General features: G+C 42.6%; 10 protein-coding genes and 1 other RNA gene. 6 read left to right on the top strand and 5 right to left on the bottom strand.

The window, feature by feature from the left end; all coding sequences use genetic code 11:
• Positions 1–43: 43 nt before the first annotated feature.
• Entirely contained in the window at positions 44–1,504 is a 1,461-nt protein-coding gene (locus CEW93_RS06670; protein ID WP_089540535.1) for a surface lipoprotein assembly modifier, read from the bottom strand.
• 21 nt (positions 1,505–1,525) lie between these two features.
• Complete coding sequence (locus tag CEW93_RS06665; RefSeq protein WP_089540533.1) at positions 1,526–3,463, bottom strand: ATP-binding cassette domain-containing protein; 1,938 nt, start codon at positions 3,461–3,463, stop codon at positions 1,526–1,528.
• 62 nt (positions 3,464–3,525) lie between these two features.
• Here CEW93_RS06665 and CEW93_RS06660 point away from each other — a divergent pair, with 62 nt between their 5' ends.
• The 3 genes from CEW93_RS06660 (at position 3,526) to CEW93_RS06650 (ending at position 6,927) form a co-directional block, all read left to right on the top strand.
• Positions 3,526–3,762: a SlyX family protein gene (locus CEW93_RS06660; protein ID WP_089540531.1), complete on the top strand. Its 237-nt coding sequence runs from the start codon at positions 3,526–3,528 to the stop codon at positions 3,760–3,762.
• 173 nt (positions 3,763–3,935) lie between these two features.
• Positions 3,936–5,348, top strand: a complete 1,413-nt coding sequence (locus CEW93_RS06655) for an outer membrane protein transport protein (RefSeq protein WP_089540529.1) — start codon at positions 3,936–3,938, stop codon at positions 5,346–5,348.
• A 211-nt stretch (positions 5,349–5,559) separates the two neighbouring features.
• Positions 5,560–6,927 carry a lytic murein transglycosylase gene (locus tag CEW93_RS06650; RefSeq protein ID WP_255503992.1) on the top strand — a complete coding sequence of 456 codons (1,368 nt, stop codon included), beginning with the start codon at positions 5,560–5,562 and terminating at the stop codon, positions 6,925–6,927.
• Positions 6,928–6,984: 57 nt separating this feature from the next.
• On the opposite strand, the gene CEW93_RS06645 is transcribed toward CEW93_RS06650, so the two are convergent.
• Both CEW93_RS06645 and clpB read right to left on the bottom strand, forming a co-directional pair.
• Entirely contained in the window at positions 6,985–7,221 is a 237-nt protein-coding gene (locus CEW93_RS06645; RefSeq protein WP_089540526.1) for a YMGG-like glycine zipper-containing protein, read from the bottom strand.
• A gap of 133 nt (positions 7,222–7,354) precedes the next feature.
• Positions 7,355–9,928 carry an ATP-dependent chaperone ClpB gene (clpB, locus tag CEW93_RS06640; protein ID WP_089540524.1) on the bottom strand — a complete coding sequence of 858 codons (2,574 nt, stop codon included), beginning with the start codon at positions 9,926–9,928 and terminating at the stop codon, positions 7,355–7,357.
• 224 nt (positions 9,929–10,152) lie between these two features.
• Between clpB and CEW93_RS06635 the strand changes: the two genes are divergently transcribed.
• Entirely contained in the window at positions 10,153–10,710 is a 558-nt protein-coding gene (locus tag CEW93_RS06635) for a carboxymuconolactone decarboxylase family protein (RefSeq protein ID WP_089540547.1), read from the top strand.
• Positions 10,711–10,792: 82 nt separating this feature from the next.
• On the opposite strand, the gene CEW93_RS06630 is transcribed toward CEW93_RS06635, so the two are convergent.
• Positions 10,793–11,296, bottom strand: coding sequence for a WG repeat-containing protein (locus tag CEW93_RS06630; protein WP_089540522.1), 504 nt, complete (start codon positions 11,294–11,296; stop codon positions 10,793–10,795).
• A gap of 208 nt (positions 11,297–11,504) precedes the next feature.
• Between CEW93_RS06630 and ssrA the strand changes: the two genes are divergently transcribed.
• Together ssrA and CEW93_RS06620 are read left to right on the top strand one after the other, a co-directional pair.
• Positions 11,505–11,862: a transfer-messenger RNA gene (gene ssrA, locus CEW93_RS06625) on the top strand.
• Between the two features lie 234 nt (positions 11,863–12,096).
• On the top strand, positions 12,097–12,789 hold the full coding sequence (locus CEW93_RS06620) for a DUF4760 domain-containing protein (protein WP_089540520.1): 693 nt from the start codon (positions 12,097–12,099) through the stop codon (positions 12,787–12,789).
• Positions 12,790–12,808: the final 19 nt, after the last annotated feature.

Genomic DNA, 12,808 nt, shown 5'->3' with positions numbered 1-12,808 from the left:
GAATGACAATTTGACCCACAACAATGTTTATTGGCTGAATTATTCAAAACTTTTTACTCATTTCTATAAAAATTCGGTGTTTGTCATATTCATACAAAGGCAAATTACTGTCCACTTTATTATACTGCCAAGTGATTTGTGGAGTAATGCCTGCATAATGTACTTTTTTGTGCCAAACAGAAACGCTTGCCCCATATTCGTTATTTTTTTGAATTTTGCCAAAAAATCCCACACCTTGATACTCTTTTTGAGCCACATTCACGCTCACACGAGTGCTAAATCCAAGCCCAAGCTCTTGCCCCACGCCTGCTCGCACACCTTGACGCACAAAAGAATCATCGGCATCTTTTGTGTCGGTTTTGTGATAATCTATCCCTGTAAAATAGTAGCGTTTGGCATTGGCTAAGTACAACGCACTAACACCCAAACTTTTGCTTTCACCGTCCAGGTGATTGCGTGTGGTGTAATCTTGTTTGGCATATTCCCCATAAACGCTGGCTTGCCATTTTGGATTTAGCCAATAGCTCCATTGTGCTGATATGCCTTTGGATGTGGAAAAATATTTCAGCTTGTCATTATCCGCATTGCCCCCCGCATAGTAGCTTTTTTCCACAAAAGGCAATAAAGCAAAACTATGACGAGCATTCTCATGTCCTGCTCCTGCCAACACACGCACCGTCAGCTCATTATAAGGCTTGTTATTGGTATAATATTTACCATAAGTATCAAGGCGTGTTTGACCAAAAAACCCCTGTGGCAGACGCCATTTTTTATCCACCCCAAAATTAAAGCCTATGCCATGAGCCGACTGAGCCTTGGGGGCTGTCCAACCCCCACCCAAATCGCTATTTTTAGGGGCATTGTTGATGTTTTTGTCTGCCAAGTAGTTGATACCACCATTGATGGACACACGATTTTGGCGTTTGATGGCGGTCAAATATTGATGTATCAACTGGGCAACTTGTGGTGGCATCTCTTCGCTTAGTAGCTTGGTAAATTGGTCTTCGGACGCATCATATTCTTTATTGGCATACAACGCCATCGCCAAACGCAATCGCAACAAACTTGCATCATTATTGACCGATAAAGCACTGCGATAGGCTCGGACAGCAGTTTTTGCGTCTCCTTGGGCTTCTGCAACCATGCCTTTTGCCCATTGTTCTAGCATGGTTTCACGCAAATGATTGGGGATTTTTTGATAATAAGGCAACAAAAAAGCAACATCATCAAAGTTGTTTTGAAGTACCGCCATCGCCATCGCTCGCACCACCAAATCAGGGTAGTTTAACAGCTCATCTGCTGATATTGACAAGCTTTTTCCTTGCTCACTTGATGTTTTAGGCACATCAGGGGCAACAGGTTGTGTCATTTCAACCTGTTTTTGAATATGCACATCTTGGATACGTTGGTCGTCTTGCTTATCATAAATATCGGCAAAGACTGTATTAACACTCAGTCCACACGACAAAACACACAACGTAGATAAAAAGCGTTTTTCCATCATAAATCACCCATCCCACAAAATTTATTTGCTCAAACTTTCAAGCTCGTCCCATCGTTCTAGTTTTTCAAGCAACATCTCATCAATCTCGCCAAGCCTTTGACTGTATGTTGTCGCCAATGCCAAATCGCTCACAAACAATGAACCATCTGCCAGCTTGTCATTTAATGTCGCTTGCTCTTGTTCAAGCTGATGAATCTCATTGGGCAGATTTTCCAGCTCTCGTTGTTCTTTATATGATAATTTACGTTTTTGCGGTTGGGTGTTGTCGGTTTTGGGTTTGTTGATTTTTGGGGCTTTTGCTTCATCTTTTTTGACAACAGTTTGACCAACCTTTTGTCTTTGGCTTTGTTCTACATAGTCGTGATAACCGCCCACATATTCATTGATGACCCCATTGCCATCTTTGTCAGTATCAAACACCCACGTTTGCGTTACCACATTATCCATAAAAGTGCGGTCATGGCTAATCAACAAAATGGTTCCATCAAAACCCACCACATATTCTTCCAACAGCTCCAAAGTCGCCATGTCAAGGTCGTTGGTTGGCTCATCAAGCACCAATACATTGGCAGGTTTTAATAAATTTTTGGCAAGTAGCACTCGGGCTTTTTCGCCCCCTGATAGTGCTTTTACAGGTGTTCTGGCTCGGTTTGGGGCAAACAAAAAATCCTGCAAATAGCCCAAAATATGCACTCGCCGTCCGCCCACGTCCACATAATCAGAGCCTTGCGAGACGTTTTCGGCCACAGATTTATCAAGCTCCAACTGGTCTTTTAATTGGTCAAAAAAAGCAATGTTTAAATTGGTGCCAAGGCGAATTTTACCATCAGTTTTTGCCGTGTCATCAAGCCCCAAAATTGTGCGAATCAAGGTAGTTTTGCCCACACCGTTTTTGCCAATAATACCCACTTTATCACCACGCATGAGCAAAGTGGAAAAATCTTTCACCAAAATTTTATTGTCATACTTTAAGGTTAAATGATTGACTTCGCAGACAATTTTCCCTGATTTTTCACCCACGTTTTGACTGATGGAGATATTGCCCACCACATCTCGTCTTTGTTTGCGTTCTTCTCTTAATGCTTTTAATGCCCGAACACGACCTTCGTTGCGGGTGCGACGAGCCTTAATGCCTTGGCGTATCCACACTTCTTCTTGGGCAAGTTTTTTATCAAATTCCGCAAAGGATTTGGCTTCACTTTCTAGCTCTAACTCTTTTAATTCTTGGTAGCGAGCATAGCCACCAATACCTTGACTGACATCATAACTTGACAGCTTGCCACGGTCAAGCTCTATGATGCGTGTGGCAAGATTGTCCACAAATTTACGGTCATGGGTAATGAATAATACAGTAAGATTTTGATTTAATAGATAATTTTCCAGCCAATCAATACTCTCCACGTCCAAATGGTTGGTCGGTTCATCAAGCAGTAGCACATCAGGCTTGACCACCAATGCCCGAGCAAGCAGCACCCGTCTTTTACGCCCCCCTGACAAATCTGCCAACGTATCATTTGGATTTAAGCCCATATTATCAAGGAGTGTGCGAGCATTTCTTTGCAAATCCCAGCCATGCAAAGCATCAATCTCATGTTGCACGCCTGCCATCTGCTCACAAGCATTCATCTGACCTTGGGTGCATTTTTCAGACAGTTCATGATATGTTCTTAATAGATTGGCTGTTTTTTCATCACCATTCATGACCACATCAAGCAAAGTGCCGTCATCATCTGGCACATCTTGGGCAAGCATGGCGATTTTTATGCCATCAACAATCAAAATCTCGCCATCATCAGCAGTTTGTGTGCCATTGATGAGCTTAAAAAGTGTGGATTTGCCTTCGCCATTTCGTCCAATCAAACAGACTCGCTCGCCTTGTTCTAAGGAAAAATTCACATGGTCAAGAATGGGAGAGACGCCAAAACTCAGGCAGATGTTTTTTAGGGTAATTAGTGCCATATGTGATAATCGGTGATAAAATGGGGCAATTATAGCAAATTTTTATCGCAAAAAGGAAAAATATGACCAATGTCGCCTTTGATACTGCGGATTTGGCAAATCATCTGATTGATTTACAAATCAAACTGGCATATCTTGAAAATACCGTTGATACCTTAAATGACGTGATTGCCAAACAAGACCGTGAATTAAAAGACCTACAAGACCAATTAAAACTGATTTATAAATTTTTAGAAAAAGAGCATGATGAGGGTATCGCTCCGTTTGATTTGTTGGCTGACAAACCGCCCCACTATTAAACCAATTCTTATTATCATTTAAAGCTTATCACAAAAAACCGTTCATCTGATGATTGGATTTTTTTTCTTGTATTTCCAAAACGATTGTTTTAATATACGCTTGTTACACATTGATTTGGGAAATGCGTAATATTTTACAAATGTTACTTAAAAACTGATAACAGGAGTTAGCAATGACATATTTTTCTTATAAAACACTAACACTTGCCACCCTTTGTGGACTGAGCATGACGACTTATGGGGCGGGTCTTGACCGTTCAGGACAGGACGTTACTGCTTTTTTACAAGATGGCACTTATGGAGAAGTGGTCTATACCTATATTGATGCCGATGTCTCAGGGACGGACATGAATGGTGGCAGTACAGGAGATTTGGCAGAAGCCTATGATTTTGCTCGCTTTGGGGTTAAAGCAGACATCAATGACACATTTAGCGTGGGTGTGCTGTATGATGAGCCTTGGGGGGCGGCGGTTGAGCATTTTGGTAACAGTAATTTTGTTAGTCAAGGTGCAGATGCAACTTATTCAGCTTTAGTTGCTGGTACAAATGGTCAAAATATCCCAAGAGCATTAAGTTCTCTTGCAGTCAATCCAGATGGTTCAATTAACGACATTGAACTTGAAAAAGCCAGCAAAAGATTAGGACCCATTTTACAGCAACAAATTCTAGATAAGCAAAGAATAGATGTTGGGGAGGCTGCGGCACAGCATCTGGCCAGTGAAGCCATTAAACAGTTAGCGCCCGTCAATCAAATTTCTAACACTGCTGAAGCACAAAAAGGTCAAGGCACCAATGTAGAAATCCGCACCCAAAACGCCACTTTCCTGCTTGGAGCAAAATTTGGTCAAAATAAAAACTTCCAAATCTATGGCGGTCCTGCCCTACAACGCCTAAATGGTGAGGTGCATCTGCGTGGCACAGCTTATGACCGAGCGACAGGCTATGATGCCAAAATAAGTACTGACCATGCCTTAGGCTGGGTCGCAGGGGTGGCATACACCAAGCCAGAGATTGCCCTAAAAGCATCTTTGACTTATCGCTCTGACATTGAGCATAAAACCGACATCGCCGAAGTTTTTCCTGCACTTAGACAGACAGGAAGACAAACCCAGCCATTTCGTGTTACCCTGCCTGAATCTTATAACCTAGATTTTCAAACAGGTGTATCGCCCACCATGCTTCTGACCGCCAAAGTGCGTTATGTGCCGTGGAGTGATTTTGACATTCGTCCAACACTTTATACTCAGACCGCCAAAACACCCATCATTGACTACGCCAAAGACCAGTGGTCAGGCGAGATTGGGCTTGGTAAAAAACTTAGCGATAAAGTCTCTGTCTCAGGCAACATTGGTTATGACAGTGGTGCAGGTAACCCCATCAGCACATTAGGTCCTATTAAAGGCTATTATAGCTTGGGCTTGGGAGCAAAATATAATTTTACGCCTGAATGGTCAGTGTCAGCAGGGGCAAAATACCTAAAATTTGGTGATGCCACTGCTCAGCTACCCACTCGCACCACAGCTGGTCAATTTAAAGATAATGATGGCTATATTGTTGGCGTTAAACTTGCCTACCACAAAAAATAGCAAATCAACCGCCAAAAAGCCAAGACATCTTGGCTTTTTGTTTTGGACAATTTTTAACATGGTAAATATATATTTACCAACACATAATCATCTCACATCTTGCCACAGTATTACCAATTTGTAAGTTGCATTATAAAGATTCAACACGCCCTAGACTTTTTAACCGACTAATGATAGAGTAAAAACTCAATTTTTAATCTTAACCCCTGTGATGACTATGATACCCAAATTTTATAAACACCCTGTTTTTTATCTAAGTGTGCTTGCGTGCATGGTTGGTGCATTGGCAGCGTGCAATACCGCTCCCAAAAAACCCACACCCATTGAAGTGGCTCAGCCACCAAAACTGCCTGCTCCCCAAGCCCCCAAGCCCACACCACCCAACCCTGCCACCAAAAACGTCCCCACGCCTGCGGTAACACCCAGCGTATCAGCACCTGCTCCGATTGTTGAACCAAAACAATTTTATGGCAGTTTTGGTGAATGGAAAAGCGATTTTATCAATCGTGCCATTGCTCGTGGCTATCGTGCTAACGATGTTTATGCTCTGATGAATAACGCCAGTCTCAACCAACAAGTCATCTCCTTAGATGGTAAGCAAGCAGAATTTGCCAAAATGCCTTGGGAATATGCCGAATCCGCCACATCAGGCAATCGGGTCAGCACAGGGCGTGCCAAAGCTGATGAATACCCAAGTTTATTATCTCGTCTTGAAAGCAGATATGGCGTTCCCCGTGAAATTGTGGTCGCCATTTGGGGTATGGAGTCATCTTATGGGGCAGCCACGGGCAATACAGATTTGGTCAATGCCTTATCTAGTCTTGCGTATGATGGTCGCCGCCGTAGTTTTGCCGAAGGGGAACTTATCGCCATGCTAGACATGATAAATCGTGGTGATGTCAATCGCTCACAACTTAAAGGCTCTTGGGCAGGGGGCATGGGACACACCCAGTTTATCCCATCAACATGGCTCGCCCAAGGCGTAGATGGCAACAATGATGGGCAAAAAAATCCTTGGGTCATCTCTGATGCTCTAAGCTCCACCGCTAACTATTTAAGTGGCAGTGGCTGGATTGCTGGTTTGGATGCTTTTTATGAAGTTCGCTTACCAAGTCATTTTAACCATCAGCTCATCGGTCAAAAACAGCCCCTAAGCGCTTGGCAACAAGCAGGATTGTTGTCTATTAATGGTACTTCGTTACCCAACAGCAACACACCTGCTGAGCTGTGGCTACCTGCTGGCATCTTAGGACCTGCCCTACTATTAACGCCAAATTTTGATGTGATTAAAGTGTACAATAATTCATCAAATTACGCCCTTGGTGTGGCACTGCTTGCCAAACGTATTGGCAAACAAAGTGGCATTGTCTCAAATTGGCCTCGCCACGAACGCCCGCTATCCTCCGCTCAGGTCAGACGCCTGCAAGAGAACCTAAACGCCAAAGGCTACAACGCTGGTACACCTGATGGCATGGCAGGCACAAACACTCGCCGTGCATTTGCTCAGTGGCAATCAGATAATGGTAAAATTCCTGATGGCTTTATCACCCAAAATTCTGCCAATGAGCTGATTTGGTGATGATTTGACCCATAAAAAAATCCCCAAATGACTTGGGGATTTTTTATTTCAAATCACTTAGCGAGTTGTGGCGTAGCCTGCACCTGCACCAACCACCGCTCCAATGGCGGCACCTTTACCAATGTCTTTGCGGTCGCCATCATCAGTTTGGCTCAATGCCCCAATCGCCGCCCCCAAAGCCGCTCCACCAAGTACAGCATTGCGAGTTTGAGTGTTGGTTTGGTAAGGCTGACTGGCACACGCAGTCAAAAGCAAAGAAGTGCTTACAGCAAATACAGTCAGTAGTTTTTTCATCTGTCATCTCCTAAAATGCCCTTTTGGGCGGTGTTATGACTATCATAAGATGGTATTTTATCAGAAAAATAAGCATTCGTTAAAATAACCATCTTTTTGTACTCATTTTGGTAAACAGCTCTTAGGCAAATCATCAGTTCAGCTTTAATTTTTCAAAAATAAACTGGCCGTCATCAATCCCCACCAAGATAGTATCCCCTGCCACAAACTCACCTGCAAGCAGTCTTTGGGCCAAAGGATTTTCAATCTCTTGAACGATGGCGCGTTTTAAGGGGCGTGCCCCAAACACAGGGTCGTAGCCCACCCCAACAAGCTCGCTCATTGCTTCGTCTGACAAAACAAGGGACAGTTCACGCTCTTTTAGTCTGGCTCTTAAGCGGTCAAGCTGAATGCCCGCAATACCTGCCATTTGCTCTTTGCCAAGCGGATGAAAGACCACAATCTCATCAATACGGTTGATAAATTCTGGGCGAAAATGAGCGTTTACCGACTCCATCACCGCCGATTTTATCTTGTCATAGCCATCACCTGCCATGTCAAAGATTTTATGACTGCCAAGGTTGGATGTCATGATGATGACAGTGTTTTTAAAATCCACCACACGTCCATGAGAGTCTGTCAAACGCCCATCGTCCAAAACTTGTAGCAAGATATTAAAGACATCAGGGTGGGCTTTTTCCACTTCATCAAACAGAACCACGCTATATGGTTTACGGCGTACCGCTTCGGTAAGCACACCGCCTTCTTCATAGCCCACATAGCCTGGGGGTGCTCCCACCAAACGGCTCACGCTGTGTTTTTCCATAAATTCACTCATGTCAATACGCACCATCGCATCTTCTGAGTCAAATAAGAAATTTGCCAGCGATTTGGTCAGCTCAGTTTTACCAACACCTGTTGGACCTAAAAACAAGAACGAACCGCTTGGTTTGTTAGGGTCGGATAGTCCTGCTCGGCTACGGCGTACGGCGTTGGCAACCGATAACACCGCTTCATCTTGACCAACCACACGCTCATGGAGTTTGTCTTCCATGGTAAGCAGTTTATCACGCTCGCCTTGCATCATCTTGGCAACAGGAATGCCTGTGGCAGCTGAGACCACTTCGGCGATTTCGTTATCGGTTACTTTATTTCTAAGGAGTTTGGGCGTGGTGGTTTCGTCATGATGTTCATCGGCAAGCTGTTTTTGTAGCTCTGGAATAACGCCATATTGCAAACGAGCCGCTTCTGCCAAATCCCCTTCACGTTGGGCTTTTTCTAGGGCGATACGCGCCTTATCAAGTGCCACTTGGGCTTGTTTGGTGCCTTCTACCAAGACTTTTTCGCTTTTCCAAATCTCTTCTAAGTCATTGTACTCACGGCTTAGCTCATCAATTTGATTTTGTAGCTGTCCTGCTTGGGCAAGACTGCCTGCATCATCATCTTTTTTGACCGTTTCTAGCTGCATTTTTAGGGCAATGATACGGCGGTCAAGTTTGTCCAAACTCTCAGGTTTGCTGTCAAGCTCCATTTTGATACGGCTTGCTGCTTCATCAATCAAATCAATGGCTTTGTCAGGCAGCTGACGGTCGGTGATATAGCGATGACTCATCTTGGCGGCAGCAATGATGGCGTTGTCAGTGATTTTAACACCATGATGTAGCTCATAACGCTCTTTTAAGCCACGCAAAATGGCGATGGTGTCTTCCACGCTTGGCTCATCCACCAAGACCTTTTGAAAGCGGCGTTCTAGTGCAGGGTCTTTTTCAATGTATTGGCGATATTCATCAAGCGTGGTTGCTCCCACACAGCGTAACTCACCACGAGCTAGGGCAGGTTTTAGCATATTGCCTGCGTCCATCGCCCCTGACGTTTTGCCTGCTCCAACCATGGTGTGTAGCTCATCAATAAACAAAATGATGTTACCATCTTGTTTGGCAAGGTCGTTTAGCACGCCTTTTAGACGCTCTTCAAACTCACCATGATATTTTGCCCCTGCAATGAGCGAACCCATATCCAGCGACAACACTTCTTTATTTTTTAGGCTCTCTGGCACTTCGCCGTTGATGATACGCTGAGCCAGCCCCTCAACAATGGCGGTTTTACCCACCCCCGGCTCACCGATGAGCACAGGGTTGTTTTTGGTGCGTCTTGATAACACTTGTACCGTACGGCGAATCTCATCATCTCGCCCAATCACAGGGTCAAGTTTACCCTCGCGGGCTCGGTCGGTTAGGTTGATGGTGTATTTTTCTAGGGCGTTACGAGTTTCTTCGGCATTTTGTGTGTTCACGGTGTTATCTCCTCTGATGGTTTGAATGAGCTTGGTCAAGGTGTCGGTGCTCACACCTGCTTGGGCAAAGACTTTTTTGGTGTCGGTTTGTGATGCTAAGGCAAGCAGTAGCCACTCACTTGCCACGAACTCATCACCTGCTTTGGCGGACAAACTTTGGGTCAAATTAAGCACTTGTGCAGCATCAGCACCTAAATTTATCTGACCAGTTGGTGTGGGTGTTATCGCTTGGCGTTCAAGCAAGGCTTGGGTTTCACCTTGTAGTACAGACAAATTTGCTTTGGCGTTTTGTAATAGCGACATCACAGATGCATCAGCAAGCATGGCAGCCAACAAATGTACCGAACCAATGCTGGTGTTGTCTTTGGAGAGTGCCAAAGATTGGGCTTGCCTGACGATGTTTTGTAATTTGGTGGTGTATTTTTCAAAATTCATAAGTACCTTCTTTTTATCTACTGTTGCAAACTAAAAATTTAATTTGCTTTCTTGTCAAATATATGCTAGGCGATGATAAATTTTTCAATCATCTGTTTGCCAATCTGTTAAAATTTATTTATAAATTATTGATTTTAAATAAAAAATATAAATTTTTGATTGGCTATTGTAATTTTAAGAGATGTACCCATAAAGCACAGTACTTTTGTTTAATGGAGTTATTTATGGCACGTTTGACTGTCCACACCCCTGATACCGCCCCAGAAAAAGCCAAAGAGCGTATGCAAGCGGTGCAAAAAGCCAATGGCTTTATTCCTAATTTGATTGGTGTGCTTGCCAATTCGCCAAATGCCCTTGCTTTTTATCAAGAAGTTGGCAAAATGAACAGCTCAAACTCGCTGACTGCCGAAGAAGTGGAAGTGGTACAAATCACTGCTGCCGCTCACAATGGCTGTGATTTTTGTGTGGCAGGACATACCAAAATTGGCACACTACGCCTAAAAATGCCCAATGATGTGCTAGAAGCCTTGCGTAATCGCACCAATATTGACAGCAACGAAAAATATCAAGCGCTTGCTCAGTTTACCATGCAGCTGATTGACAAGCGTGGGGCGGTGTCTGACGAAGAGCTTGCAGCCTTTAAGGCGGTTGGCTACAATGACCAAAATGTCCTAGATGTTGTGATGGGCGTGGCACTGGCAACGCTTTGTAATTATGCCAATAATGTTGGTAAAACAGACATTAATCCAGAATTGGCGGATTACGCACCAAAACATGGATAAATCAACTTAGTAGATTTAAAACAAACCATCAAAACAAAAAAGCAAGTGAATTCACATTTGCTTTTAGTAGTGGCAGGATGGTTTATCTGTATATCTGCCGCTGTGGATACGCTATGTCTCTATGCGATGAAGGGTCTATAATGGTCGGACGTGAAGATGTTGCTGGATTTGAGTTGCCTGCACCTTGTTCATAACCTTGTTTGTTGATTTTTGTCAGCTTGTTATCGCCCATCTTACGAACCTCAGCCACGCCATTATAAAAATCATTGGCAAATTCATATTGTGGTCTGATGACAAAGCTACCACTTTTATCAATATAACCCCATTTGCCATTTACCTTAGCAGCAGCTAAACCCTCTTTAAAGCGTTTGCCTTCTTCAAACTGTGGTTGAATGACCACATCGCCACGCTGATCCATATAGCCATAAGGCTGACCTCTGGGTTTAAATAGAGCAAGTCCCTCTTCTAGACAATGGACATACTGATAGTTAAATTGATTGACATTTGGTTTTTGGCAAGCAAACGCTGATACACTTGATAAGCAACTTACCAAAATAGCCAAGGAAATGAGTGATTTACTACGCATTTGTCGTCTCCTTTTAAATGAGTGAAACACTTATTTCTATTGATAATCTAACAAAGAACATCATGTAAGTCAAAGCAATTATTGTACATTTTTTGTTCATTTATGTTGTATTATATAAGGTTATAGTAAGTATTTTTTAAATATGTTTGTGGCTTAGTCGCATTGAATACTTGATTTTTATAAAAAAATTCATTATAATCAAAATATTGGGGATGTTCTGGCTTCGACGCTGGTAATGAAACTCAATGATGCATACCAAGAGCGTATGTCTCTTGTAAATCAACGTACAATTAAAATAGTCGCAAACGACGAAACTTACGCACTAGCAGCCTAAGGGCTACTTGGGTCGGCACAGATTGCCTTTGGTCTGGTTGCTCACCCCGATGCGAACGCACAAAGGATAGTTTGACGTAGCGTTGCGATGCGTCAGGCAAACTCTTAGCAAATCGTCCAAGCCTACCTGACTGTCGGTTCGGTGCGGATTAAAGCCATAGACAGATTCTAAGTATGTAGAGTCATGGGCGTAGTGCTGGCGGACGCGGGTTCAACTCCCGCCATCTCCACCATATAAACCCTTAAAAGTCAATAACTTATATGATTTTTACCTTAATGGTCTTTTTAGACATTTACTTCCTTAAATAACCATGTTAGTATAAATCATATATTTATTGTTTAATAATTAAAATGCCTTATATTTCAAATATATAAGGCATTTTTAGCCCATAACATTAAAGTTAGGAGTATATCGTGTACAAATTCTCAGAGGGTTGGGACGGTTAAATAACCAATAAACTGGTCTTATGAAGTTTAAACATGATAAGGTTTATTATCTATGGTTAATTGTTTTAACCATTGGACTACTTATACCCTTACCACAAAAAATCTACACAATACTACACATCAATACATGGTCTGTTTCTGATTGGATTTATGCCATACAAACAACCATTATTGGTGTGTCTGCTATTATTGCCGTATTTACCATCAACTCTTCCAAAACCATCTCCAAAGAAAAAGCAACTTTGGAAATCATATTGTCAGATAATAATGACATACACCTTATTGAAGCCAAATCAGATTTGCTATTATTCTTGAAAAATCCCAAACATTTCTATAAAGAATACTACATCAAGCACTCAGACCTTAAAGACTCAGCAGAAGAGTATTTAGACTTACCTGCCATTCTTAAAAAAGATAAGGACGAACTTAGTTATGCACAAGAATACATACGCACTAAAATGCTCACTGTATTAAGTCGTCATGAATTTTATGCCATAGGTATTAATAGTGGTTTGTTAGATGAGCGTCTGTTTAAACGTATGCACTGTTCTAACTTTATCCAGCTTTGGGAACAAGTTAGTCCATCTGTTAATCAACTCAGAATACAAGTTAATAAAGATACTTTATTTAAAGATTTTGAATTGCTTGCTACTAAATGGAAAGCTAACCCTTTAACTGTGGAAGACATTATTAAAGCCAATAAAAAGACCTAGTGTTATTAGGTCTTTTTAC

The sequence above is a fragment of the Moraxella sp. VT-16-12 genome (assembly GCF_002224245.2).
Lineage (GTDB): Bacteria > Pseudomonadota > Gammaproteobacteria > Pseudomonadales > Moraxellaceae > Moraxella.
Note: the sequence above shows the minus strand (reverse complement) of the source record. Positions and strands in the feature narration are given on the sequence as shown.

Excerpts from the sequence above, each read along its gene's own strand:
- CEW93_RS06620 (WP_089540520.1), top strand. The coding sequence starts at position 12,097 with ATGAAGTTTAAACATGATAAGGTTTATTATCTATGGTTAATTGTTTTA.
- CEW93_RS06635 (WP_089540547.1), top strand. The coding sequence starts at position 10,153 with ATGGCACGTTTGACTGTCCACACCCCTGATACCGCCCCAGAAAAAGCC.
- CEW93_RS06670 (WP_089540535.1), bottom strand. The coding sequence starts at position 1,504 with ATGATGGAAAAACGCTTTTTATCTACGTTGTGTGTTTTGTCGTGTGGA.
- clpB (WP_089540524.1), bottom strand. The coding sequence starts at position 9,928 with ATGAATTTTGAAAAATACACCACCAAATTACAAAACATCGTCAGGCAA.
- CEW93_RS06665 (WP_089540533.1), bottom strand. The coding sequence starts at position 3,463 with ATGGCACTAATTACCCTAAAAAACATCTGCCTGAGTTTTGGCGTCTCT.
- CEW93_RS06650 (WP_255503992.1), top strand. The coding sequence starts at position 5,560 with ATGACTATGATACCCAAATTTTATAAACACCCTGTTTTTTATCTAAGT.
- CEW93_RS06630 (WP_089540522.1), bottom strand. The coding sequence starts at position 11,296 with ATGCGTAGTAAATCACTCATTTCCTTGGCTATTTTGGTAAGTTGCTTA.
- CEW93_RS06660 (WP_089540531.1), top strand. The coding sequence starts at position 3,526 with ATGACCAATGTCGCCTTTGATACTGCGGATTTGGCAAATCATCTGATT.
- CEW93_RS06655 (WP_089540529.1), top strand. The coding sequence starts at position 3,936 with ATGACATATTTTTCTTATAAAACACTAACACTTGCCACCCTTTGTGGA.
- CEW93_RS06645 (WP_089540526.1), bottom strand. The coding sequence starts at position 7,221 with ATGAAAAAACTACTGACTGTATTTGCTGTAAGCACTTCTTTGCTTTTG.